At 53.8% G+C, this 22,572-nt stretch carries 27 protein-coding genes; 22 read left to right on the top strand and 5 right to left on the bottom strand.

The window, feature by feature from the left end:
• Both fliS and fliT read left to right on the top strand, forming a co-directional pair.
• Nucleotides 1-402: a flagellar export chaperone FliS gene (gene fliS, locus FD737_RS15525; RefSeq protein ID WP_034826350.1), complete on the top strand. Its 402-nt coding sequence runs from the start codon at nucleotides 1-3 to the stop codon at nucleotides 400-402.
• Nucleotides 392-691, top strand: coding sequence for a flagellar protein FliT (fliT, locus tag FD737_RS15530; protein WP_160833941.1), 300 nt, complete (start codon nucleotides 392-394; stop codon nucleotides 689-691). Before fliS ends, fliT begins: the two co-directional genes overlap by 11 nt.
• A gap of 35 nt (nucleotides 692-726) precedes the next feature.
• Here fliT and FD737_RS15535 read toward each other — a convergent pair whose 3' ends face one another.
• The 3 genes from FD737_RS15535 to flgA form a co-directional block, all read right to left on the bottom strand.
• On the bottom strand, nucleotides 727-1,170 hold the full coding sequence (locus FD737_RS15535) for a flagella synthesis protein FlgN (protein ID WP_160833942.1): 444 nt from the start codon (nucleotides 1,168-1,170) through the stop codon (nucleotides 727-729).
• Between the two features lie 12 nt (nucleotides 1,171-1,182).
• A complete protein-coding gene (gene flgM, locus FD737_RS15540) occupies nucleotides 1,183-1,461 on the bottom strand; it encodes a flagellar biosynthesis anti-sigma factor FlgM (protein WP_160833943.1) in 279 nt (92 codons plus the stop codon).
• 63 nt (nucleotides 1,462-1,524) lie between these two features.
• Nucleotides 1,525-2,214, bottom strand: a complete 690-nt coding sequence (flgA, locus tag FD737_RS15545) for a flagellar basal body P-ring formation chaperone FlgA (protein ID WP_160833944.1) — start codon at nucleotides 2,212-2,214, stop codon at nucleotides 1,525-1,527.
• A 213-nt stretch (nucleotides 2,215-2,427) separates the two neighbouring features.
• Between flgA and flgB the strand changes: the two genes are divergently transcribed.
• From flgB to FD737_RS15645, 20 genes are all read left to right on the top strand, one after another.
• Nucleotides 2,428-2,841 (top strand): flagellar basal body rod protein FlgB, encoded by a 414-nt coding sequence (gene flgB, locus FD737_RS15550; RefSeq protein WP_160833945.1) that lies wholly within the window; start codon nucleotides 2,428-2,430, stop codon nucleotides 2,839-2,841.
• 4 nt (nucleotides 2,842-2,845) lie between these two features.
• Nucleotides 2,846-3,250 carry a flagellar basal body rod protein FlgC gene (flgC, locus tag FD737_RS15555; protein WP_097118258.1) on the top strand — a complete coding sequence of 135 codons (405 nt, stop codon included), beginning with the start codon at nucleotides 2,846-2,848 and terminating at the stop codon, nucleotides 3,248-3,250.
• A 12-nt stretch (nucleotides 3,251-3,262) separates the two neighbouring features.
• Nucleotides 3,263-3,940: a flagellar hook capping FlgD N-terminal domain-containing protein gene (locus FD737_RS15560; RefSeq protein WP_160833946.1), complete on the top strand. Its 678-nt coding sequence runs from the start codon at nucleotides 3,263-3,265 to the stop codon at nucleotides 3,938-3,940.
• A 27-nt stretch (nucleotides 3,941-3,967) separates the two neighbouring features.
• A complete protein-coding gene (gene flgE / locus FD737_RS15565; protein WP_097118260.1) occupies nucleotides 3,968-5,173 on the top strand; it encodes a flagellar hook protein FlgE in 1,206 nt (401 codons plus the stop codon).
• 11 nt (nucleotides 5,174-5,184) lie between these two features.
• Nucleotides 5,185-5,922: a flagellar basal body rod protein FlgF gene (locus FD737_RS15570; RefSeq protein WP_160833947.1), complete on the top strand. Its 738-nt coding sequence runs from the start codon at nucleotides 5,185-5,187 to the stop codon at nucleotides 5,920-5,922.
• A gap of 21 nt (nucleotides 5,923-5,943) precedes the next feature.
• Nucleotides 5,944-6,726 (top strand): flagellar basal-body rod protein FlgG, encoded by a 783-nt coding sequence (gene flgG / locus FD737_RS15575; protein WP_097118262.1) that lies wholly within the window; start codon nucleotides 5,944-5,946, stop codon nucleotides 6,724-6,726.
• Between the two features lie 20 nt (nucleotides 6,727-6,746).
• Complete coding sequence (locus FD737_RS15580) at nucleotides 6,747-7,427, top strand: flagellar basal body L-ring protein FlgH (protein WP_160833948.1); 681 nt, start codon at nucleotides 6,747-6,749, stop codon at nucleotides 7,425-7,427.
• Nucleotides 7,428-7,434: 7 nt separating this feature from the next.
• Nucleotides 7,435-8,544, top strand: a complete 1,110-nt coding sequence (locus FD737_RS15585) for a flagellar basal body P-ring protein FlgI (protein WP_160833949.1) — start codon at nucleotides 7,435-7,437, stop codon at nucleotides 8,542-8,544.
• Entirely contained in the window at nucleotides 8,544-9,419 is an 876-nt protein-coding gene (flgJ, locus tag FD737_RS15590; protein ID WP_160833993.1) for a flagellar assembly peptidoglycan hydrolase FlgJ, read from the top strand. The genes FD737_RS15585 and flgJ overlap by 1 nt, the downstream gene beginning before the upstream one ends.
• A gap of 74 nt (nucleotides 9,420-9,493) precedes the next feature.
• Nucleotides 9,494-11,128: a flagellar hook-associated protein FlgK gene (flgK, locus tag FD737_RS15595; protein ID WP_097118264.1), complete on the top strand. Its 1,635-nt coding sequence runs from the start codon at nucleotides 9,494-9,496 to the stop codon at nucleotides 11,126-11,128.
• Between the two features lie 11 nt (nucleotides 11,129-11,139).
• Complete coding sequence (gene flgL / locus FD737_RS15600) at nucleotides 11,140-12,036, top strand: flagellar hook-associated protein FlgL (protein ID WP_160833950.1); 897 nt, start codon at nucleotides 11,140-11,142, stop codon at nucleotides 12,034-12,036.
• 50 nt (nucleotides 12,037-12,086) lie between these two features.
• Entirely contained in the window at nucleotides 12,087-13,724 is a 1,638-nt protein-coding gene (locus FD737_RS15605; RefSeq protein ID WP_097118266.1) for a methyl-accepting chemotaxis protein, read from the top strand.
• 120 nt (nucleotides 13,725-13,844) lie between these two features.
• Nucleotides 13,845-14,573, top strand: coding sequence for an RNA polymerase sigma factor FliA (gene fliA, locus FD737_RS15610; RefSeq protein WP_097118404.1), 729 nt, complete (start codon nucleotides 13,845-13,847; stop codon nucleotides 14,571-14,573).
• A gap of 311 nt (nucleotides 14,574-14,884) precedes the next feature.
• Entirely contained in the window at nucleotides 14,885-15,226 is a 342-nt protein-coding gene (gene flhD / locus FD737_RS15615; protein WP_097118267.1) for a flagellar transcriptional regulator FlhD, read from the top strand.
• A 10-nt stretch (nucleotides 15,227-15,236) separates the two neighbouring features.
• Nucleotides 15,237-15,815 (top strand): flagellar transcriptional regulator FlhC, encoded by a 579-nt coding sequence (flhC, locus tag FD737_RS15620; RefSeq protein ID WP_160833951.1) that lies wholly within the window; start codon nucleotides 15,237-15,239, stop codon nucleotides 15,813-15,815.
• An 83-nt stretch (nucleotides 15,816-15,898) separates the two neighbouring features.
• Nucleotides 15,899-16,792, top strand: coding sequence for a flagellar motor stator protein MotA (motA, locus tag FD737_RS15625; protein ID WP_160833952.1), 894 nt, complete (start codon nucleotides 15,899-15,901; stop codon nucleotides 16,790-16,792).
• Nucleotides 16,789-17,688: a flagellar motor protein MotB gene (gene motB, locus FD737_RS15630; RefSeq protein WP_097118270.1), complete on the top strand. Its 900-nt coding sequence runs from the start codon at nucleotides 16,789-16,791 to the stop codon at nucleotides 17,686-17,688. The genes motA and motB overlap by 4 nt, the downstream gene beginning before the upstream one ends.
• Nucleotides 17,675-19,762 (top strand): chemotaxis protein CheA, encoded by a 2,088-nt coding sequence (cheA, locus tag FD737_RS15635; RefSeq protein ID WP_160833953.1) that lies wholly within the window; start codon nucleotides 17,675-17,677, stop codon nucleotides 19,760-19,762. The genes motB and cheA overlap by 14 nt, the downstream gene beginning before the upstream one ends.
• Complete coding sequence (locus FD737_RS15640) at nucleotides 19,759-20,253, top strand: chemotaxis protein CheW (RefSeq protein ID WP_160833954.1); 495 nt, start codon at nucleotides 19,759-19,761, stop codon at nucleotides 20,251-20,253. The genes cheA and FD737_RS15640 overlap by 4 nt, the downstream gene beginning before the upstream one ends.
• Nucleotides 20,254-20,333: 80 nt before the next feature.
• Complete coding sequence (locus FD737_RS15645) at nucleotides 20,334-20,663, top strand: DUF1493 family protein (RefSeq protein ID WP_160833955.1); 330 nt, start codon at nucleotides 20,334-20,336, stop codon at nucleotides 20,661-20,663.
• A 40-nt stretch (nucleotides 20,664-20,703) separates the two neighbouring features.
• Here FD737_RS15645 and FD737_RS15650 read toward each other — a convergent pair whose 3' ends face one another.
• Nucleotides 20,704-21,201 carry a DUF4411 family protein gene (locus tag FD737_RS15650; protein ID WP_160833956.1) on the bottom strand — a complete coding sequence of 166 codons (498 nt, stop codon included), beginning with the start codon at nucleotides 21,199-21,201 and terminating at the stop codon, nucleotides 20,704-20,706.
• On the bottom strand, nucleotides 21,198-22,343 hold the full coding sequence (locus FD737_RS15655; RefSeq protein WP_160833957.1) for an ImmA/IrrE family metallo-endopeptidase: 1,146 nt from the start codon (nucleotides 22,341-22,343) through the stop codon (nucleotides 21,198-21,200). Before FD737_RS15655 ends, FD737_RS15650 begins: the two co-directional genes overlap by 4 nt.
• Nucleotides 22,344-22,572 lie beyond the last annotated feature (229 nt).

Here is a 22,572-nt window from a genome sequence, read left to right on the forward strand (position 1 = left end):
ATGTACGGTCAAACCGGTAACCGCGCCTATTCTGCGGTTTCATTAGAGAGCCAGGTAAGCGGCGCAACACCGCACCAGCTGATCGCGCTGTTGTTCGAAGGCGCGATCAATGCCATGCGCCGCGCTGAGATCTATTTTCAAACCGGCAATGTTGCCCGGCGAGGCGAGATGATCTCACGTGCGATTAACATCATTGATAACGGTTTGCGTGCCGGGCTTGATCATCAGGTGGGCGGGCAGATCGCCGCCGATCTGGAGCGGTTGTATGAGTATGTGTCGCGCAATTTGCTGTTGGCGAGCGTCAATCAATCGGCTGAGTCGTTGCCGCAACTGATTACGTTGATGGTGGAGATGTCCGACACCTGGAAAGCCATCGATCCGCAGGTGAAATATGCCCAGTGACGTGAAGGAGCAGATTCAAGCCTTGTTGGTACTGAACCAGCGGCTGATTGCACTAGCGCATCAGGACGGGTGGGAGGCGTTTAGCGAGGAGATTGTGGAGTATACACAGCGGATGAAAGCGCTGTGTGCGTGTGATTTCAGTCAGGCGGATGCAGCGTGTTTAGCACAGTTACTGGCGGAGGATATGCAGTTGATGCAGTGCATTCCGGCTCGGTTGGCAACGCTGCAAAGTGAGATCGCCGCGCTGCGTAAATCCCGTCACTCTGCTCGTGCTTATGCGGTGTCGTAGGACATGGGTGCTGGCGCGAGCCCGCACCCAGCCCCCTAAACACTGATATCGTATTTCCTACCCACCACAGCTGGGCCAGACTCCCCGCCAGACCCGTATAGCGTATGATGATGCCCCAGCTGATCCACCACCTTCTGTACCCGCTGGGTTTTCTCCAGATGATGTTGCAAACGCGCCTCCACCTCACTATTCAAAGCCTTACTGCGACGGACGCGCTCGGTGATTTGCTGCCAGCACACAAACAACTGCACGCGATGCAGATAGGGTGCGGCAATGGCTAAGCGTGCTTCCTGCTGCAGCCGCATCTCATCGTGATGCTGCAAGGTCGCAAGTAACTGACTCTTGCTGTCAGTGAGCACCTGCAGCGCCACAGGGTTGATCTGGGGGCGATCAAGCTGATTCGCCTCGGCTACCATAATGGCATCCAGCTCCTCCAGCGTGCTTTTCATCTGAAGCAATGTTGTATGCAGTGTCTCCATCACTTAAACACCTCACTGTTGTGGCGAGATAAGGGAGTGCACCACGCCGCGCGCGATCTCTTCTGCGGCAATCGGCAAATCACCGGCTTCCAGTGCGGTGCGCAATTCGACAACGCGTGCGATATTCACATCGCGGCTATCGTCCGTCTGGAGTTGTTTCATCACACTGCTCAGGCTCACGGTGCTTTGACGCTCCGCATCCGGGCGGGCGCGGAGTGATTGTGGTGTGGAGCGGGCAGGTAGCTCATGGGTGCCCGCAATGGGTGAAACAGGTTGAGTTCGGTCAATCATGGGATCCTCGAAAGCAATAGGTTGTATAGCCTTTACATCGGGGATCGCTGAGAAATCTAAAAATTATTGTGTTAGCGAGATCACCACCAAACCGCCGGCGCTGACAAGCCCGCTTAGCGTTTGTCCGTTGCGCATCTGCACTCGCAACGTGTCGTTTTCCGCCGCATGATGCAGCGCCTTGCCCTGACTGCGCACACGAAATCCCTCGCCGAGTGTGATTACCTCCACCGTCTGACCGGCACGCAATAACCTCGGCTGGCGCAATTGCTGAGATAACAGCGGCTTGCCCGCTTCAACGTCACGTATCAGGTGCTGGCCGAGGATATCGCGCTGCTGAAAGATCAAACCCGCAGGTTGCCCGGCCAGATCGCCACGCTGCGCCACGATATCGCCCGCTTGCAGCACATGTCCGGCAGGCAAAGACGTTCGTGCTGCCCACCAGCGTCCCTGAGCGTGAATACGGATGGCTAAAAAGTACTTACGCGCACCACAGCGTGCGACCAGCGTTCGCCTACCGGTTAGACGCGAATCTTTACCCGCCAGACTCAATACGGGCGCATCACACAGGGCTGCCAGCTGTTCTGACGTCGCCAGCAGCGTTGCGCTGCGTACAATCTCACCCTGGTTATCGGGGAGTTTTAATAACGCATCCAGCTTAGGCTGCAAGCGATGCTCAGCCGGGATGCTGGCTTGCGCTGGCGCGGAAAGGGTTAAGAGAAATAAAATGATCGGGCGTAAAACATCATGTCTCATCAGGATGCCTTTAATATCGTCATTCCCTTAATGATAAATGGAATAATGAATATTCAAACGAGCTAAATAATCTCGTTTATGTAGGTAATTAACCGGGTATGTATTTAACAGACTAATAGCCCCTATTTCTGTGCACTCTTCACAGTGTGATATTTCATTATTCCTGATTAGACTGCTGATGTTTGGATAACGTGAGGCAGGATCTCCCTTATTATGAACACTAAACTCGATGAGGCGTTTCGCTTTCAACAGCAGGCGCTCAATATACTCTCTCGCCGTCAGGACGTGCTGGCGGCTAATATTGCCAATGCGGATACGCCGGGCTACCTGGCACGGGATATCGATTTCTCTCAGCAGTTAAAAAGCGCCATGGCATCTCCTGCTGCTGGCAAATCAGCGGTGTCTTTGTCATTAACCGCAGACCGTCATATCGCGGCGCAATCGACAAACTTCAATGACGATAGCCTGTTATATCGCATTCCCGATCAGCCCAGTGCCGATGGTAATAGCGTCGATATGGATCGCGAGCGCGTTAATTTTGCAGATAACGCCCTGAAATACCAATCCAGCCTCACTTTTCTTGGGGCGGATATAAAGAAAATGATGACCGTGCTGAGTCAGGGGTAAATAAATGGCGTTATTTAGCGTATTTGATATTGCCGGTTCGGCGATGGCGGCGCAATCGCAGCGGCTCAACGTTAGCGCCAGCAATATGGCCAATGCCGACAGTGTGGCGGGTCCCGATCAGCAGCCTTATCGCGCCCGCCAGGTGTTGTTTCGTGTTGATGCCGCGCCGGGCAGTGAGATCGGCGGCGTCAGGGTCAGTGAGGTGGTGGAGAGCAGTGCACCCGAACGTCTGGAGTATCAGCCGGGCCATCCGCTTGCAGATCCGCAGGGCTATGTGCGCATGCCCAACGTCAATGTGGTGCACGAGATGGTCAACACGCTCTCGGCCTCACGCAGCTATCAAGCCAACGTCGAAGTGATGAACTCCGCCAAAGCGCTGATGCAGAAAACGCTCACTCTCGGCCAATAAGGAAGTGCAACCGTGATACCTCAGGTCAATAACAACAATGGCAGCGGCGACGGATCGGGCAGCAGTGCAGGCGATCTTAGCGCCAGCTTTCTGAAACTGCTGGTGGCGCAGATGCAAAACCAGGATCCCACCAATCCGATGGACAACAACCAGCTCACCTCGCAGCTGGCGCAGTTCTCTACGGCGGCGGGCGTCGAAAAACTCAATAGCTCAGTGGCGGATGTGCAGGCGTTGATGGCGCAACTGGGCGGCATGGGGACCGCCGCATGGGTCGGCCGCAGCATTCTGATCGAGGGCGACCCGACAGTGTCGTTTGGTGGCGCTGAAGAGGGGGATGAGGCGAACGACACCTTTAGTTTCCTGCTGGGGGGCGAAGCCGAAACGGTCACCGTCACGCTCACCGATGCCGAAGGCAACAGCTACACCGCACAGCTGAAGAACGTGAAGGCGGGCGTGAAGACCTTCACCCTCGACGATTTACAAAACTTCCAGCCGGAACCCGGCCCGCCGCAGGATCGGGAATACACCCTGAGCTTTGACGCGAAAAACCCTGACGGCGAGCCGCCAAAAATCTCCGGGTTGATTCAGGAACAAGTGCAGGGCGTCACCATTACGCCGGACGGCGCGGTGCTGCATCTGCTCGACCACGATCCCATCCGTATCGGCGATGTGGTGGTGATCCAAAAATAGTGCCTCACTTACTCTCTGGGAAACATTATGAGCTTTTCACAAGGTCTTAGCGGCCTCAACGCCGCCTCCAAAGCCCTCGATGTCGTGGGTAACAACATTGCTAACTCGCAAACCAGTGGCTTTAAAAGCGGCTCGATCACCTTCTCCGATATTTTCGCCGGGTCGGTGGGATTGGGCGTACAGGTCTCCAACGTCAACCAGAACTTCGCTGACGGCGGGATCAATTTCACCGGCGGCAAGCTGGACATGGCGCTGAGTGGGCGCGGGTTCTTCCGCATGGAGAACGAGGCCGGCGGCGTGTTTTACGGACGCAACGGTCAGTTCGACAGTGATGCTGACGGCAATATTTACAACAAAAGCAATGGCCTGTTCCTCACTGGCTTTCAGGCGACCGGTACGCCGCCGACTATTGAACCCGGCGCGCCGGTGGACAAAATCCGTATTCCCACAGACGATATGCCGCCAAATGCCTCGTCCAAAGGATCACTGAACGGCAACCTGAAAGCAGACGACGATAACGTCATCACCGACCCGTTTAATCACGAAGACCAAAAAACCTATAACTACAGCAGCCAGATTGAAGCCACTGACAGTCTCGGCAATAAGCACACTATCAAACTCTACTTTGTGCAGACTGCGGAGGGGGAATGGAAGGCCTATGCGCGCGATGAAACTGCGCCCGATCCCGCTGGTTACAGCGAACTGGAGCTGAATTTTAATTCCAGCGGCCAGATTGACATGCCGGATGCCAACATCAACATCAAAGGTCTGTCGCTGAACGGATCGGAGCCGCTGGATATCAATCTGGATCTCTCTGCTATCACCAAATACAGCGGTGACAGCAGCATCAAACTCAACGAGATCGATGGCCAGGCACCGGGCAAGTATCAAAACTTTGTCATCGGTGATAACGGCGAGATCGTGGTCACCTACAGTAACGGCAAAAAACAGACCGTGGCGCAGATTGTGCTGGCTGATTTCCCTAACAGCGGCGGTCTGTCGCCTCAGGGCGGCAACGCCTGGGCGGAATCCCCCGGCTCTGGTCAGCCCTTCCTTGGTATTGCCGGAAGCGGCAGCTTTGGCAGTTTTAAAGGCAGCTCGCTGGAGGGTTCAAATGTCGATATGGGGCAAGAGATGGTCAACATGATCATCTACCAACGCAACTACCAGTCCAATTCCCAGACCATCAAAACCCAATCCGAACTGCTGCAAACGCTGACTAACCTGCGTTAAGGACATCGACGATGGATCGCGCCATTTATACCGCCATGACGGCCGCGGAGGCGGCGTTAAACCGCCAGGCCGTGACCTCCAACAATCTGGCAAACAGTTCCACCGCTGGCTTTCGCGCTCAGCTGGCGGCCTTCCGCGCCGTGCCAGTCAACGGTGACAGTCTGCCCACGCGTGCGCTGGTGGCGGCTTCGACCCCGATGCATGACAGCAGCATGGGGCCGATTACCCACACCGGACGCAGTCTCGACGTGGCGATGCCGCAAAACGCCTGGCTTAGCGTGGCGTTAGAGGATGGCAGCGAGGGTTACACCCGCAACGGCAACATTGACGTCGATAACGAAGGGGGCTTGCGCATCAACGGCAGGCCGCTGATGGGCGATGGCGCGGCGCTGACGGTGCCACCGCAATCGCACGTCACCGTGGCCGCCGATGGCACGATTTCCGCGCTGGGTGCTGGCAATGATGCCACCGCTGTGGTGCCGGTCGGTCGCATCAAGCTGGTCAGTGCGCAGATGAGCGAGTTGCGGCATGGCGATGACGGCCTGTTCCGCGCCGCAACGGGGAATGCGCTGGCGCAGGATGAGACGCTGCGTCTCAGCCCGGAAGCGCTGGAGGGCAGTAATGTCAGCCCGGTGCACACCATGGCCGAGATGATCGCTAACTCGCGCGGTTTCGACATGAACATGAAAGTGATCCGCAGCGCCGATGAAAACGCGCAGAAAGCCAATCAGTTATTAAGCGTGGGCTAAGCGCCTGCCAGGGAGATCTCAATGATCCGATCGTTATGGATTGCAAAAACCGGTCTGGAAGCGCAGCAGACCAATATGGATGTCATTTCCAACAACCTCGCCAACGTTAACACCAACGGCTTCAAGCGCCAGCGCGCGGTGTTCCAGGATCTGCTGTATCAAACCTTGCGTCAGCCGGGTGCGCAGGCCTCGGAACAGAGCACGCTGCCCAGCGGTTTGCAGTTGGGCACCGGCGTGCGCCCGGTTTCGACGCAGCGGATCCACACCCAGGGTGGCTATAACGAAACCGGCAATGAAACCGATGTCGCGATTGAGGGCAAAGGGTTCTTCCAGTTGCAAATGCCGGATGGCAGCACCGCGTATACCCGCGATGGGCACTTCGATAAAAACGAGAACGGTGAGTTGGTGAATGCGGAGGGGCATCCGGTGCAGCCGGGGATTGTGATCCCGCCGGATGCGAAAACCCTGTCGATCAGCAATGACGGCATCGTCAGCGTGACGCAGCCCGGTCAGGCGCAGCCACAGCAAATCGGCCAACTAACCCTGGCGACCTTTATCAACGAAGCCGGGCTGGAAAGCGTGGGCGGCAATCTGTACCGCGAAACCCAGTCATCTGGCGCACCGAACGAGCTGAATCCGGGCATGGAAGATGCCGGTTCGCTAAAGCAAAAGTACGTTGAGACCTCCAACGTCAACGTCGCGGAAGAGTTGGTCACCATGATCCAGGTGCAGCGCGCCTATGAGATCAACAGCAAAGCGGTATCGGCTTCTGACCAGATGCTGCAACGCCTCACGCAGCTGTAGTGCTCAACACAGGAATCAACATGCGACGTGTGGTGATTATGAGTGCCGCGCTGCTGGCGAGCGGCTGTGCACATATTTTACAGCAGCCGTTGGTAGCGGGGCCGACTTCGGCCGCTCCGTTACCGATGGCAATGTTCGCCAGCGGCGGTTCGTTGTTTATGGCGGGGCAGGGCATGAATTACGGCTATCAGCCGCTGTTTGAGGATCGGCGCCCGCGCAACGTGGGTGACACCTTAACCATCCTATTGCAGGAAAACGTCAGCGCCAGCAAAAGCGCGTCGGCCAACGCCAATCGTAATGGCTCGGCGGGCATGGAGCTGCTCTCGGTGCCGGACAAGCTTAATCGCTGGCTGGGTGACGGCAAGTGGGATCTGGATGCCAAAGGCAAGAACGATTTCAGCGGCAAAGGTGGTGCGGCGGCGCGCAATACCTTTACCGGCACCATTACCGTCACGGTGAATCAGCTGCTGCCCAACGGCAATCTTGGCGTGGTGGGCGAAAAGCAGATCGCCATCAATCAAGGCACCGAATTCATTCGTTTTTCCGGCGTGGTGAACCCGCGCACCATCAGCGGCAGCAACACCGTGCCTTCCACGCAGGTGGCGGATGCACGCATCGAATATGTCGGCGATGGCTACATCAATGAAGCCCAAACCATGGGTTGGCTGCAGCGCCTGTTTCTCAACCTTTCACCTTTTTGAGATCACCATGAACAGAGCCTTTGTTGTTTTTATTGTCAGCCTGCTGAGCCTTAGCGTGCTGCCCGCCGCACAAGCCGAACGTATCCGCGATCTGGTCACCGTGCAGGGCGTACGTTCTAACGCGCTGATGGGCTATGGGCTGGTGGTGGGATTGGACGGCACCGGCGATCAAACCATGCAGGCACCGTTTACCGGGCAAAGCCTGACGAACATGCTGTCGCAGCTCGGTATTACTGTGCCGCCTGGCACCAATATGCAGCTCAAAAATATTGCGGCGGTAATGGTGACCGCGGAGCTGCCGCCGTTTGCGCGACCCGGTGAAAAACTGGATATTTTAGTCTCTTCACTGGGCAATGCCAAAAGCTTGCGCGGTGGCACCTTGCTGATGACGCCCCTGAAGGCCGCCGACAACCAGATCTACGCCATGGCGCAGGGCAACGTGCTGATCTCCGGCGCAGGTGCGCAGGCAGGCGGCAGCCGCGTGCAAGTCAATCAACTGAATGGCGGCCGAATCAGTGCGGGTGCTACCGTTGAACGTGAAGTACCGAATGATTTCGCTAAGCAGAGCGTGGTGCGTTTGCAGTTGAATCACTCCGATTTCTCGCTGGCGCAGCAGATCAGCGATGCCATCAATCAGCGTTACAGCGGAGGGGCGGCCATCGCGGAAGATGCGCGCACGGTGCGCCTGTTTGCGCCCGCTGATGGCCCTTCCCGCGTGCGATTTCTCGCCAATATCCAGAACATCCCGCTACGCGTGGCGGTGCAGGATGCCAGAGTGGTGGTCAACTCGCGTACCGGATCGGTGGTGATCAATCGCCACGTTACGCTGGAGAGCTGCGCGGTGGCGCATGGATCGCTGTCGGTAGAAGTGGCGCAAAGTAATGTGGTCAGCCAACCCAACACGCCGTTTGCCGGCGGTGAAACGGTGGTGACGCCGCAAACGGATATCTCGGTGCGTGATAGCGGCGGTGCGCTGCAAAATGTACGCAGCAGCACCGATCTTAACAATGTGGTGCGAGCGTTAAATACCTTAGGCGCTACGCCGAATGAGTTGATGGCGATACTGCAGGCGATGAAAAATGCGGGCTGCCTGCGCGCGCGTCTGGAGTTCGAATGATGATCGCCGATCGTCCGGCATTTGATCTGCGTTCGCTGGATGCGCTCAAGCGCGAAGCAAAGCGCTCCTCACCTGAAGCGCTGCAGGCTGCTGCACAGCAGATGGAAGGCATTTTTGTGCAGATGATGATGAAGAGCATGCGCGATGCCACCTTCAAAGATGAACTAATGCACAGCGCGGCTTCTGACATGTTTACTGCGATGCACGACCAGCAGGTGGCGCAGCAAATCGCCCGCAGCGGCCAATTGGGATTTGCCGAAATGATTGTAAGGCAATCAGGTGGTGGCGATATGCGCTCCCCGATCCCGCCGCCGCGCCGCGCCAGTGGTCCACTGCGCTTACCCGCGCCGCTGGCCTTTTCTCCTCAGACTGAAAGCACGCATCTCTTTATCGCACGCTTACTGCCTGCTGCGCAGCGGGTGGCGCAGCAAACCGGCCTGCATGCGCATTTGATCGTGGCGCAGGCGGCACTGGAGTCAGGTTGGGGCCAGCGTGAAATTCCGGCCGCCGATGGTTCCCCGAGTCATAACCTGTTTGGCATTAAAGCCAGCGCGGGCTGGCGGGGAAAAACCAGTGAAATTACCACCAGCGAATACATCAATGGCGTGAAACAGCAGGTAAAAGCGGTATTTCGCGTCTATGACTCTTACGAGCAGGGGCTAGGCGATTATGCCGCGCTGTTAAGCCACAACGCGCGCTACCAGTCAGTGGTGCGCGCCACCTCAGCGGAGCAGGGTGCTAGCGCCCTGCAATCCAGCGGCTATGCCACCGATCCCGCTTATGCGCAAAAGCTTATCTCGCTGATTAATAAGGTTAAGACCACGCTGCAACAACCTGCTGCCGCCTATCAAAGTGATCTGACGAAAATATTTTAATCCGGTGTTTTAGAGAATCGGCGAATCACCGATGAAAGATAGAGAGCAACCTCAAAGACAAGCGGTGGATAGCGATGAACAACCTGTTTAATTTAGCCCGAAGTGGTTTAAGCACCGGTCAGGCGGCCCTGAGTGTGGTGGGCAGTAATCTGACTAACGGCATGTCCGACAACTACAGCCGCCGCAATATTTTGATTGGTGAATCAGGCGGCATGAATACCTCGCTGGGCTTTTTTGGTTACGGTGCCCAGGTGAATGGCGTCGATCGCGCTTATGACGCATTTGCCAATTCACAACTGCGCGGCTCTATCAGCAACTGGGCCGGGCTGAAAGGGCGACAGGAGCAACTGTCTGAAATCGACAACATGCTCGGCGACGAATCCGACAACGTCTCGGTTTCACTTAACAATCTGTTCAAGGCCATGGCCACGCTGAGCGGTGATGCTTCTGATGGGCCAGCGCGTTCCGCACTATTTAGTGCGCTGGGTGTATTAACGCAGCGCTTTAACGACAGCGGTAAAAAACTCACTGGGCTGGAGAAAAGCACCAACACGCACATTGAGCAGAGCGTGAAGGACATCAACAGCTACAGCGACCAGTTAGCCAATATCAATAAACAGCTGGAGCGAGTGCAGGCGCAGGGCGGTAATCCCCCCGCTGATCTGCTGGACCAACGCGATGGCTTGCTGGAAAAGCTCAGCGAACAGCTGGGTGTTGAGGTCACTGAAGACAAAGCCTCGGGCCGTGTGGATGTGACTCTGCCTGATGGGCGCCCCCTTATCGCCGGCGATCGCGCCTATAAGTTACAAACCTCGCCGTCCGCCAGCGATCCCAATAAAACCGTGGTCTCTTACGTGGGTCACAATGGCAAGCCTGAGCCACTGAGTGAAACCAGCGTCACCAAAGGCCGTCTCGCCGGATTATTTAAGTTCCGTAATGACGATCTGGCGGTGGCGCGCAATGAGTTGAACCATATCGCTTTTATGATGGCGAGCCGCTTAAACGAACAGCACCATGCGGGCTTCGATGCGGACGGCAATCCCGGTCAGGATCTGTTCTCGCTGCCGGAGATCAAAGCCCTCGCTAATAGCCAAAACACCGGCAGCGGCCGGCTCGATTCCATCCGTGTTACCGACTACAAAGCGGTGAATGCCGAAGATTATAACGTCAGCTTTGATGGCACAGACTGGCATGTTACCGGTGCGGATGGTCGCACGGTTCCGGCGACGGTGACGGGCGGCATGCTGTCATTTGACGGCGTGGAAATCGATCTACCTGCTGGCGTGAATGCGGGCGACAGCTTTAGCCTCAATCCGATGGCCGGTGCTGCTGAAGGGATTGGCCGTGCCCTGGACAGCGCCAGCAAATTTGCCGCCTCTGATGATCCTGCTGGCGGCAGTTCCAATAACAAAAATCTGGAACTGATGCTGAAAATTCAGGATGAAAAACTGATCGGCAAAAATACGCTCACCGATGCCTATACCCAACTGGTTGGCACCATCGGCTCCAATGCGCGCGCGGTTAATTCCGGACTGGAATCGGCCAAAATAGATCTCGATGACAAATTCAACACCAAACAGTCGCTTAGCGGCGTTGATATGAATGAAGAGATGGTGAATATGCAGATGTTTATGCAGTACTACCAGGCCAACAGTCAAATATTGCAAACCGCCACCACGTTATTTGACACGCTGCTATCGATTAAATAAAGGAGTCAGCGATGCGATTAAGCACTTTATATATGTTCAAACAGAATGCGGAAAGTATGTCGCAGCGTGTGAGTGAGAATAACAATATTTACTTGCGCCTCTCGGCAGGTAAATCACTGTTACGCGCATCAGACGATCCGCAAGGTGCCACCGACGCGGTAAAAAACCAGGACGCGCTGGCAAAACTGGAGTTGTACCGCAGCGTGCGATCCGGCGCGCGCAGTGCCATGGAGCACGAGGAGAGTATTCTCAGCAGCGTCGGCAGTATCATCACTACCAGCCTGACGGAGAAAATCATCGCGGCGAAAAGCGATACCTATTCCGCAGAAGACCGCGCTGCGCTGGGAAAAGAGTTATCCGGCATTCGCGGCACCTTATTTGATCTTGCTAATACGCGCGACAGTCAGGGACGCTATATTTTCTCGGGTTATCATAGTGATACTGCACCCTTTGATGCGGCAGGAAATTATCAGGGCGGTAGCGAAGCGCGCCAGCAAACCGTAGCAGATGGCACTGGCATGTCGGTTAGCCGACTGGGCGATGCGGTATTTGGTGACATCTTTGCCGATCTGGATAAGGCGGTGGCGGAGTTGAGCCGTGATCCTATCGACAGAGACGAACTGGAGAAAGCCCTGAGCGCTGCCAGCCAGGCGGTCGACAAAGGCATGGATCGATTGGGCAAAGCGCAGGCTGAACTGGGCACCCATCTGCAGCAACTTGATAGCCTCGATTTAAGCGGTGAGAGTTTGATCAATGACACCATCGTCAAAGTACAAAATGCGATTGGCGCAGATTACGGCACCATGACATCGTTAATTATGGATTCTAAGATGTCTGAATATGCGTTAAATGCGTCGATGATGGTCTTTCAGTCGATGCAAAAAATGAACTTGTTCAATAAATTATAAATTTACCTTTCTGATTCTCAATATCATCGTGTAGCGCGAGAGTAAATCCTATGTTTAATAAAATAAAAATCTACACTGCGGTCAGCTTGATTATCGTGATGTTTGCTGTCGTCCTCTTTTCTACCGTCACTTTTTCGCTATTTAACGCTTATTCCAATAACGAGAACTTTAATAAAATACAGATCGCCTCGTATAGTAATAATCAGATGCGCGATGCTGCCTATAACATCAGTGCAGCACTGGCTAACACCAACGGCATTATGCTGCTGCAGGCGCAGGGAGAAACGGCCTCGCCAACGCTGCTGCAAACCACGGCGCTGATCCTGAAAAGCGCTGAAGAAGATATGCAGCAGTTTATGAGCTCACCGTTCAACAGCGAAGAGGAAACCAAAGTCGCCGAAGAGGTGAACACCGCTTTTAAAGCGGTGTATGACGTGGTGCAGATTAAACTGGATCAGCTCCAGCGCCAGGAGAGTTATCGCGGTTCACTGGAAAGTGAACTGGGGTTGCGCACCACATTGAATCAACGCATTGAGGGCTATAACCAGATTAATTTTAAGCAGAATCAGGAGTATGTCAGCCATGCGGCGAGCAATTACCGCACCATGCTGGTGATTGGGATCAGCGTTACCGTGCTGGCGGCACTCTTACTGATTAGTGTGCGTATCTGGCTGCGCAAGACGCTGGTGCGTCGTATGGAAGGCACGGTTGAGGTACTGAAACGCGTGGCGGCAGGTGATTTGAGCCGCCGCGTCGAGATCGGCAGCGCCAATGAAATCGGCACTATGCTGAGCGAATTGGAACAAATGCGCGTGTCGCTGACCGGCACCATTCTCAGTATTCGTGAGAGTGTGCAGCACATTCATACCAATGCGCAGGAAATTGCCCAAGGCAACAGCGATCTATCTGCGCGTACCGAGGAGCAGGCAGCCTCGTTGCAGCAGACCGCCGCCAGTATGGAGGAGATCAAAACCACGGTGCGGCAGAATGCCGACAACGCCCACACCGCGCGCCAGCTGGCGGTTAGTGCCAGCGACAATGCGCAGCAGGGCGGCAATGTGATGCAAAGTCTGGAGCAGATCATGGCGCAGATCACCGTCAGCTCGCGCCAAATCGCCGATATCAACGGCGTGATTGACAGCATTGCTAATCAAACCAATATCCTGGCGCTGAATGCCGCAGTCGAAGCGGCACGCGCCGGTGAACAGGGACGTGGTTTCGCGGTGGTGGCTGAAGAGGTGCGTAACCTCGCCAGGCGCAGCGCTGATGCAGCCAAAGAGATCAATCAGCTGATCCACACCTGCGTCAGCAATATGGATACGGGATCGCGCCAGGTGAACCAGGCCAGCGTCGTGATGCAGGATATCGTCAGCTCGGTGGCGCAGGTGACGCAGATTATGGGGGAAATTACCTCAGCGTCAGATGAGCAGAGCACCGGTATCAACCAGATTTCGCAGGCGGTAAACGAAATGGATCTGGTGACTCAACAGAACGCGGCGATGGTGGAAGAAGCCGCGATGGCGGCTGGTGGATTAGAAGCGCAGTCCGACGCGCTGGAGAAGCTGGTGGCACAGTTTGTGTTAACTCATGAAGGCTCCGCACAACCGGCTCGTTTGGTCAATAAAGTGAATAACCGCCATCAGGATCTGATATCGGAAAAAGAGAATACGCAGTGGGAATCGTTCTAACGTATTACCCATTAGTGAAATAAAGAGATTAAATAGCCCAGGTACTAAGAGCTTATTGCGCTATATAAATAATAACGCTCAGCTGATAATTAATAACAAGACTATCAGATGGGTGGCAATATGGATAGGTTATATAACGCATCCGGTCTGAATGATAAAAACGAACTGTGGCTAACCTACCATTATCTGGTGCGGCAGGAAGTGTTACGCCTGCAAAAAAGATTACCGGCTAGCGTCGAGTTCGATGATCTCATTCAGGCAGGTGCGATAGGATTTATTGCTGCGGTTGACAGTTATGACGCGAAGAAAGGTGTCACGCTCAGCGCCTGGATTACACAACGCGTGCGCTGGGCGTTAATCGATGAATTGCGAGAACGTGATTGGGTGCCGCGTCGGGTCAGAACCCATTCGCGTGAGATATCTGCGGTTATCCAGATAATTGAACAGGAGCAGGGCGCCAGTGCCAGTGAAAGAGATATTGCCGAACGAATGGGCGTATCGCTGCGGGATTTTCAACAGATGCTGGCAGATAATAACAACAGCCAACTTTTTTCCATGGATGAATTGCAAGAGCATTATGCCGATCTTTGGGAACAAGCTGATGAAGAACATGCCTTGCTGAACCCCCTGCATCACTCTATTCAGGAGGATTTGATTGAGCGTATTGCTGACTACGTACGTTATATTCCTGAGCGGGAGCAGCGCATCTTACAGTTTTATTATCACTATGATCTCAATATGCGCGAGATTGCTTTACTTCTCGACATTACGGAAACACGAGTGAGTCAACTTCACAGTCTGGCAATAAAACGTTTGCGTAGTCGAATGGATTATGATGGAGCAATCTAAAGTGATGCAGCACCTGCAAAGTTGTAAAAGGACATCATCGATAATTAATAACAATTAATAATATTATTATCGTTATTAATCATTTGGTTAGTTGGGTTTTTCATGTGAGGGTTTTCTGACGTGTTGTTACGGAAATTTCTGATGGCTATCATTTTTTCATTGCTGGATGCGGCTCAATCGTCGGCTGTTGGGATGATCGATAGTCACAAAAATGTTCACCCTACGACCACACGATTATCAGCATCACATGGGGAATGGATATTCCTCTCTTAATGACCTCTGCTTTGCACGATAAATATAAGGTGTTATCAATGTCTGACTTTGATGAGTATCTTCAGCATATCCACGATATGAATTTATCTTACCTTCTACTGGCGCAACAATTAATTCGACAGGATAAATTTGCGGCAGGTTTTCGCCTTGGATTATCGGAGTCTACCACTGATAATTTGAAGGCGCTGACGTTACCCCAATTGATGAAGCTGGCCTCGACCAATCAATTAATTTGCCGCTTACGCATTGATGATGAAGTCTTGATTGAGAATCTCACGAAAGAATCGCGGATTGAGGCTCTGCAGAAAATTCACACCGGCATTATCTTGTCGACGGATTTGCTTAATTCAATTAATAAAGAACCTATGGCTGTGGATTAAGGGGGCGAGAATGAGTGAAAGAAATTTATTGCAGGAAGTGCATGACGTTCAAATCGCCATGGTGTTGATCTCTCTCGGAGCACGTATGCAGGTTTTAGAATCTGAGACATCTCTAAGTCGACGACGACTATTACGCTTGTATAAGGAGTTACGTGGATGCCCACCACCGAAAGGCATGTTGCCTTTCTCCGAAGACTGGTTTATGTCGTGGGAACAGAATATTCACTCGTCGATGTTTTATAACATCTACCTGTATTTGAAAGTGACGGAAAAAGGTCCGCCGATTAACGTGTTGATGAAAACGTATCGGCTCTATCTGGAACAGTGTTACGGTCAGAGTCATGAGGAGCCCATATTAGGTCTGACGCGCGCTTGGACGTTAGTTCGCTTTATTGAGTGCGGCATTATTTCCCGTAAAGCGTGCCGGATCTGTCAGGGGGGATATGTGGTGATCACCGAGAACATCAAGAAACCCTTTACCTGCAGTTTGTGCAGCCCACCCTCACGCGCCAGTAAAAAATCTCAGGTTGACCACGTTAATCAACGGCACATTCAGGCCGCCGCCGCTTTTATGCCGGTCATTGCCTGAGGCGCTAGCCCTATTTCAGTGACAAGAAAGTCATACGCCCGTGGCCAGTCTGGCGCGGGCTATCAATAATACAAGGAGCAATCGTGTTAGTTATTTTTGGCTATCTTGTTGTTATATCAACAGTGTTTGGCGGATTTATGCTGGCTGGCGGTCAAATGGCCGCGCTGTTTCAACCTATCGAACTGCTGATCATTGGTGGCGCGGGTATGGGTGCCTTTCTGGTGGGCAACAATATTAAGTCGCTGAAGGCCACGGGCAAAGCGTTGGTAAAGCTGTTTGTTGGCCGCAGCTACAGCAAAGCGATTTACATGGATTTGATGGCTTTGCTGTTCCTCTTGCTGTCGAAGAGTCGCATGCAAGGGTTGATGTCGCTGGAGAAGGACATTGAAGAACCGGAAAGCAGTGAGATCTTCAGCGCCTATCCGCGTCTGCTCAATGACCCCATGCTAAAAAATTTCGTGCTGGATTATTTTCGCCTGATGATCGCCGGCAGCATGAATGCGCATGAAATCGAAGCGCTGATGGATGAAGAGATTGAAACCTGCGAAGAGGAGCTGGAAGTGCCGGCTAACAGCATGAACACGCTGGGTGATGGCTTTCCCGCTTTCGGAATCGTAGCGGCGGTGATGGGGGTGGTGAATGCGCTGGCCGCCGCCGATCGACCGGCCTCCGAGCTGGGCGTGCTGATCGCCCACGCCATGGTCGGCACCTTCCTTGGCATCCTGCTGGCGTACGGTTTTGTATTGCCGCTCGCCACGCTACTACGACAGAAGAGCAGCGATCAGGTCAAAATTTTGCAGTGCATCAAAGTCACGCTGCTCTCCAGCCTAAATGGCTATGCGCCGCAGATTGCGGTGGAATTTGGTCGCAAAACCATCTTCACCAGCGAACGCCCCTCCTTTGAAGAGCTGGAAGAGCACGTGCGTAGCGTGAAATCGAACGCCAGCAAAATGAAGCCGTCGGACGCCAGCGCATGAAGGACGGCAGCCCGGTCATCATCGTTCGCCGCCGTAAAAAGCATAAACATGCGCATCATGGGGGGACGTGGAAAATCGCTTATGCCGATTTCATCACCGCGATGATGGCGTTCTTTTTAGTGATGTGGCTACTGTCGCAGTCCACCGCGCAGCAACGCGAAATGATTGCCGATTACTTTCGCACCCCGTTAAAAACCACGCTGGCGCAGGGCAACAAAGCCAGCCTCAGCGACAGCGTCATTCCCGGCGGCGGGGACGATCTGATTAAACAGCAGGGCGAAGTCTATAAAAGCAGGCTGGATGCGTTAAAGCGCCAGATGGAGAGCCTGAAGCGGGCAAAACAGAAACTGCAGCAGATGATTGCCACCGATCCCCGACTGAATAATTTCCAGTCAAATCTGCTGCTGACGCTCACGCAGGATGGTCTGCTGATTCAGATTACCGATTCGCAACAGCGCCCGATGTTCAAGCTGGGCAGCGAGCAGCCCGAACCCTACATGTTGGGCATTCTGGAGGCGTTGGTGCCGCTGCTCAACGAGTTGCCGAATGCGATCAGTTTGACCGGCCACACCGATTCGCTGCCCTACGCGGGCGGTGTCAGTGGATACAGCAACTGGGAACTGTCAGCGGGACGTTCCAACGCCACGCGACGCGTGCTGACCCATAGCGGATTGGCGGATGAACGTTTTCTGCGGGTGATTGGCACCGCCAGCCGTATGCCGCTGGAAGAAAGTAGACCAGAGGATCCGCGTAATCGCCGCATCAGCATTCTTGTCCTCAGCCACATGAAAGAGCAGGAGATCCAGATGGAAAATACCCTCGCGCAGCACCCTGATGCCCTATTGCAGGATGCCTCCATTCAGCCTGTTGAAGGACACTCCGATGGAATTGAATGATTTTTCGCAGATATTTTTCAGTGAAGCTGAAGAGTTGCTGGCAGAGATGGAACTGCACCTGTTGCAGCTGGATATTGCCGCGCCCAATATTGAGCAGCTCAATGCCATCTTTCGCGCCGCGCACTCGCTGAAGGGCGGGGCGGGTACCTTTGGTTTTGATGCGCTGCAGAAAACCACCCATCTGCTGGAAAACCTGCTGGATGAGGCGCGCAGCGGTGAACGCAGGCTTAACCGGGCAACGGTTCAGCTGTTGCTGGAGAGCAAAGACATCATGCAAAACCAGCTTGCCGCGTACCGCGCGTCTCAGCCGCCCGATGAGGCGCGCTTTCAATACATCTGCGAAGCCCTGCGGCAGATTGCGCTTGAGGCTGCCGAGCCAGCTGCGATAGCAGGTGATGCCGCTGAAGCTGAATTATGCATTACGCTGAGTGATATCGAAGAAGGCGAACAAACGCTGCTCAGACAAGAGCTGGAAAACCTCGGATCGCTGCGCCATCAGGAGCAGACGTCGAAAAGCCTGAAAGTGGTGCTCGCCACCGCTACGCCAGCCGACGATATTCGTGCGGTGCTTGGTTTTGTGCTGAATGACACGCAGATCGCTATTGAACCGGTGGTCGCCGTACCTGCTGCCCCCACATTGACTGCGGAACCCGAGCCCACGGCTTCCGTATTGGCTGCACCTTCTGCGCCGACATCTACGGTGCCGCTTACTGCTCCGGCGCCAACCGCGTCCCCGGGCACTTCTACTGCTCCGGCGCCAACCGCGTCCCCGGGCACTTCTACAGCTCCGGTGCCAGCCACTTCTACGGCCACGTCTATACCCCCGGCACCCACGCCTTCCACCGCGCCGCGTGCGGCCAGCCAGGAATCCAGCAGCATTCGTGTTGCCGTTAGCAAAGTCGATCAAATCATTAATCAGGTCGGCGAGCTGATCATCACCCAGGCAATGCTGTCTCAGCTCACCCAAACATTGGATAACGCCAATCATGACGCGTTGCTCAACTGCGTGGCGCAAATGGAGCGCAACACGCGTGAACTGCAAGAGTCGGTGATGTCGATTCGTATGATGCCGATGGACTACGTTTTTAGCCGTTTTCCTCGTCTGGTGCACGATCTCGGTTCGCGTCTCGACAAAGAGATTGAGCTGACGCTGAAAGGCGGATCTGCCGAGCTGGATAAAAGCCTGATTGAACGCATTATCGATCCGCTGACTCACCTGGTGCGCAATAGTCTCGACCACGGCATTGAAGCCAAAGCACAGCGTATTGCCCAAGGCAAACCGGGCACCGGCAATCTGACGCTTTCCGCTGAACATCACGGCGGCAACATCGTGATTGAAGTAACGGATGATGGCGCGGGCTTGAACCGGGAAAAAATTCTCGCCAAAGCGCGCTCGCAGGGCATGAGCATTAGCGACACGCTCAGCGATGACGAAGTGTGGATGCTCATCTTCGCCGCCGGATTCTCCACCGCAGAAAGTGTCACCGATGTCTCCGGGCGCGGCGTGGGTATGGATGTGGTGCGGCGAAATATTCTGGCGATGGGCGGCCATGTGGAGGTGCAATCGCGGCAGGGCAAGGGCACCACAGTCCGCATCCTGTTGCCGCTGACGCTGGCGATCCTCGACGGCATGTTGGTCAGAGTGGCCGAGGAGATTTATGTGTTGCCGCTGGGTGCGGTGATGGAATCGCTGATGCCGCAGGAGGAGATGCTGTACCGCTATGTGGGTGACGAACGTTTGCTGCAGGTGCGCGGCGAGTATTTGCCGCTGGTGATGCTGCGTCAGCGTTTTTCGGTAAGCGGGCAAGCCCCGAGTGATAACGGCATCGTGGTGATTGTGCAGAGTGCCGGCTGCCGCTACGCGCTGTGGGTCGATCAACTGATTGGCCAGCAGCAGGTGGTAGTGAAAAACCTCGAACAAAACTATCGCAAAGTGACCGGCGTGTCTGCTGCCACCATTCTCGGTGATGGCAGCGTGGCGCTGATTCTGGATGTGGTTGAGCTGGCAACCTTAGCGCTTCCACAGGAAAACGCTGACCGTCTGCGTGTCAGCCAACAGGAGGTAGCAGCATGACATTATCGAAAGCGCTTCAGGGTGATACGGCAGCGCAGGAGTATCTGATTTTTCGTCTCGGCGATGAAGAGTACGGCATCGATATTCTCAAAGTGCAGGAGATCCGTGGCTGCGACCGGGCGACGCGCGTGCCCAATGCGCCGGACTTTCTCACCGGTGTGACCAACCTGCGCGGTGTCATCGTGCCGATTGTAGATTTGCGCGTGCGGTTCAGCCTCCAGGTGGTTCACCAGAATGAGAACACCGTCGTGATTGTGCTGAATCTCAGCGACCGCATTGTCGGTATTGTCGTGGATGGCGTGGTGGACGTGTTGTCACTGGATCACGAGCAGATCAAACCCACGCCAGATGTCTCGGCAGCGCTTTCCAGCCGTTATTTGTTGGGTCTGGGTGTGGTGGATAATCGTATGATGATTTTGGTGAATATTGAGAAACTGCTAAGCCGTGAGGAGTTGGATGCCATGGATGCTGTGACCGATGCGTTAGCGTAGCGGCACCGCGCTATCTTTTACGCTACCAGGCGGATGAGATTGCATGGCAGAATAGCCGCTCGTTTAACAGGAGGTGGATCATGACCGACGAAATCGACCAGCGTATCTACGAATTAGTACGTCGCTACGACGGCGTCTATCTGTTTAAACAAAAAACGCTGACGCCACAGATCGATATCGATACCGATCTTAACTTCGAGCGCGAAGAAGCGCGGGCATTAATGGACGAGTTCTTCAGCGAATTCGAGGTGGATCGCGGCGGATTTATGATTGATACCTACTATCCGGAAGAACCGTCACTGGCGCAGATCCTGAATCCCTTCAATAAGCGAGAAGTCCCGGTGGTGCCGGACTTTACCCTGGGTATGCTGATTGAATCCGCCAAAGCAGGGCGTTGGCTGTATGAGTAATACCAACGCCGCGCGATCACTTCACGTGCAGTTGCGGTTATTAATCGTGCCGTTCCAGCACGAAACGCGCGTTGAGCTTTCTTAAAAACTCAAATGTGGTCATGCAAGGAACACCAAATTGGCGGCAGATATTGGGCACTTTCACTTTGCGTGCGTTGGCAGGCAGAGGAAGTTCATGCGTGATAACGGTAGCCCCGATGCTTTTACTTTTTGCGATAATCCATGGGTCAGCTTTTGCCAGAAATAAATCGCGTGACCCTGGATTGAAATCGGCTTTCATTACACCTTCCACTATTTGCTGAAAAATCAGCTGGGTATCATGATCATTATTAGCAATGAAATGTGCAGGCCTCGCTTTTACCCAGTCTGATAGCTCATCATTTCCGTCTCGTAATTCGCGGGCGATCATGTCTACGCTGCCGACAATGTTGAATGCAAACTGTCTATCCAGCCATTCCCAATAGCCGGGGCAAATATCCATTCCGTAATAAAAGTTTTTCGCCATGATATAAGTGTTTGCATCCAGCAAATATTTCAAAGCCCCATCTCCTCTGCAAATTTTGATAGCCTGGAAGGCTGCATACCATCCAGCAAATCGCTGGCTTCACGTAATAACATTTGACCACTCAGTGCCTGGCTTAAGACAGCACGAGAAAAAGAGGGGCTTATTTGTGCCTTCTTCGTTCTGAAATAACTGGGACCGCCGCTATCATTTTTACTGCGCTGTTGATGGGCAAGTTTCTGCTCTTGGATAAATTGCTGATAATCCTCATGGGAAATCAACTGAAGTGTCAAAGCTCTGCGGGCGATGACCCAACAACTGACATGAAAATGCCCTTCCAGCGGGGCAAGATTTTCGCGCCAGTTTTCCTTATAGGTATTCCATAAAGAGAGGAATTCACTCGCCGGAACCAGGAATTCGGCAGCAACGGCATTGCACAGGATTTCTTCCTGTCTGTGAGTTGATGTGCCTCCATCAGAAACACCGGATTGTCCAATCCAGATATGACCAAGCTCATGAATTAACGTAAATAGTCGAGCGCCGGGTGTATCTGCATGATTTATGAAAATAATGGGAGCAAAATCATCCGCAATGGCGAATCCTCTAAACTCATCCACGTTGAAAGGACGCGTATGATGATTGAGATAAGGCGCTCGCATTACCAGAATACCGAGATCTTCGATACGCTTTATCAATTCATTGTAATAGCTCTCCCAGGTACCGCGTGTTGGGTGCGCCGGTAGATTAAGCTTGTGGCGCATATCCTCAACTATCGCGTTAGCTGAACTGCCGACGGTAAAACGCCCACTAATATTGGGTGCCGCAATTAACTGTTGCTGTAAGTACTCTCTGTACCATTCCTGGCGCATCAGCATAACTTTCAGCAGGTCGATCAATTCAGCACTTGGGCGCAGTGGCCCTTTGCTGCCAATTGTGCGCAAGTCTGGGATGGGCAGTTGTTCTTCGGGAGGATGGGGCAGGAAAAGGTAGCCAAAGGGAACATGTACTTTGCCAGCAAACGCCATTGCCTGATTGAATGTTAAGGGTTGCTGGCCACTTTCCCATTCCTGTAGACGTTCCAGGCTGATGCCGCACTTTTGTGCCAATTTATCCAGGGTAAAACCTGCCCGTTCGCGGGACCAACTGAGCATGGCAGGATTAATATTGGCAATTGTCATAAGGCATCGGGCGTTCATTGAATGTGATGAGAGTATGTGCGCAAGCTTTGAGTCGTTCAATACCTGACCAAATAACGCGTTCCACTCAAGCCAATGTGGCTCATTACGTGAAACGTTAACGCCGATGTTTCCATCAACCCAGCGGTCATGCCACTTCAGACTCCTTTTCTGCTCTAATATCAGCGCGCCAGTTGCCGTTCACTTATTAAAAAAATCTATTAAAAAAAGA

This window comes from Pantoea sp. Seng, from assembly GCF_009829935.1.
Classification (GTDB): Bacteria; Pseudomonadota; Gammaproteobacteria; order Enterobacterales; family Enterobacteriaceae; genus Pantoea; species Pantoea communis.

What these genes read in the sequence shown, in the direction of transcription:
- fliS (WP_034826350.1), top strand. Translation starts at nt 1, where the DNA reads ATGTACGGTCAAACCGGTAACCGCGCCTATTCTGCGGTTTCATTAGAG.
- fliT (WP_160833941.1), top strand. Translation starts at nt 392, where the DNA reads ATGCCCAGTGACGTGAAGGAGCAGATTCAAGCCTTGTTGGTACTGAAC.
- FD737_RS15535 (WP_160833942.1), bottom strand. Translation starts at nt 1,170, where the DNA reads ATGGAGACACTGCATACAACATTGCTTCAGATGAAAAGCACGCTGGAG.
- flgM (WP_160833943.1), bottom strand. Translation starts at nt 1,461, where the DNA reads ATGATTGACCGAACTCAACCTGTTTCACCCATTGCGGGCACCCATGAG.
- flgA (WP_160833944.1), bottom strand. Translation starts at nt 2,214, where the DNA reads ATGAGACATGATGTTTTACGCCCGATCATTTTATTTCTCTTAACCCTT.
- flgB (WP_160833945.1), top strand. Translation starts at nt 2,428, where the DNA reads ATGAACACTAAACTCGATGAGGCGTTTCGCTTTCAACAGCAGGCGCTC.
- flgC (WP_097118258.1), top strand. Translation starts at nt 2,846, where the DNA reads ATGGCGTTATTTAGCGTATTTGATATTGCCGGTTCGGCGATGGCGGCG.
- flgE (WP_097118260.1), top strand. Translation starts at nt 3,968, where the DNA reads ATGAGCTTTTCACAAGGTCTTAGCGGCCTCAACGCCGCCTCCAAAGCC.
- FD737_RS15570 (WP_160833947.1), top strand. Translation starts at nt 5,185, where the DNA reads ATGGATCGCGCCATTTATACCGCCATGACGGCCGCGGAGGCGGCGTTA.
- flgG (WP_097118262.1), top strand. Translation starts at nt 5,944, where the DNA reads ATGATCCGATCGTTATGGATTGCAAAAACCGGTCTGGAAGCGCAGCAG.
- FD737_RS15580 (WP_160833948.1), top strand. Translation starts at nt 6,747, where the DNA reads ATGCGACGTGTGGTGATTATGAGTGCCGCGCTGCTGGCGAGCGGCTGT.
- FD737_RS15585 (WP_160833949.1), top strand. Translation starts at nt 7,435, where the DNA reads ATGAACAGAGCCTTTGTTGTTTTTATTGTCAGCCTGCTGAGCCTTAGC.
- flgJ (WP_160833993.1), top strand. Translation starts at nt 8,544, where the DNA reads ATGATCGCCGATCGTCCGGCATTTGATCTGCGTTCGCTGGATGCGCTC.
- flgK (WP_097118264.1), top strand. Translation starts at nt 9,494, where the DNA reads ATGAACAACCTGTTTAATTTAGCCCGAAGTGGTTTAAGCACCGGTCAG.
- flgL (WP_160833950.1), top strand. Translation starts at nt 11,140, where the DNA reads ATGCGATTAAGCACTTTATATATGTTCAAACAGAATGCGGAAAGTATG.
- FD737_RS15605 (WP_097118266.1), top strand. Translation starts at nt 12,087, where the DNA reads ATGTTTAATAAAATAAAAATCTACACTGCGGTCAGCTTGATTATCGTG.
- fliA (WP_097118404.1), top strand. Translation starts at nt 13,845, where the DNA reads ATGGATAGGTTATATAACGCATCCGGTCTGAATGATAAAAACGAACTG.
- flhD (WP_097118267.1), top strand. Translation starts at nt 14,885, where the DNA reads ATGTCTGACTTTGATGAGTATCTTCAGCATATCCACGATATGAATTTA.
- flhC (WP_160833951.1), top strand. Translation starts at nt 15,237, where the DNA reads ATGAGTGAAAGAAATTTATTGCAGGAAGTGCATGACGTTCAAATCGCC.
- motB (WP_097118270.1), top strand. Translation starts at nt 16,789, where the DNA reads ATGAAGGACGGCAGCCCGGTCATCATCGTTCGCCGCCGTAAAAAGCAT.
- cheA (WP_160833953.1), top strand. Translation starts at nt 17,675, where the DNA reads ATGGAATTGAATGATTTTTCGCAGATATTTTTCAGTGAAGCTGAAGAG.
- FD737_RS15640 (WP_160833954.1), top strand. Translation starts at nt 19,759, where the DNA reads ATGACATTATCGAAAGCGCTTCAGGGTGATACGGCAGCGCAGGAGTAT.
- FD737_RS15645 (WP_160833955.1), top strand. Translation starts at nt 20,334, where the DNA reads ATGACCGACGAAATCGACCAGCGTATCTACGAATTAGTACGTCGCTAC.
- FD737_RS15655 (WP_160833957.1), bottom strand. Translation starts at nt 22,343, where the DNA reads ATGACAATTGCCAATATTAATCCTGCCATGCTCAGTTGGTCCCGCGAA.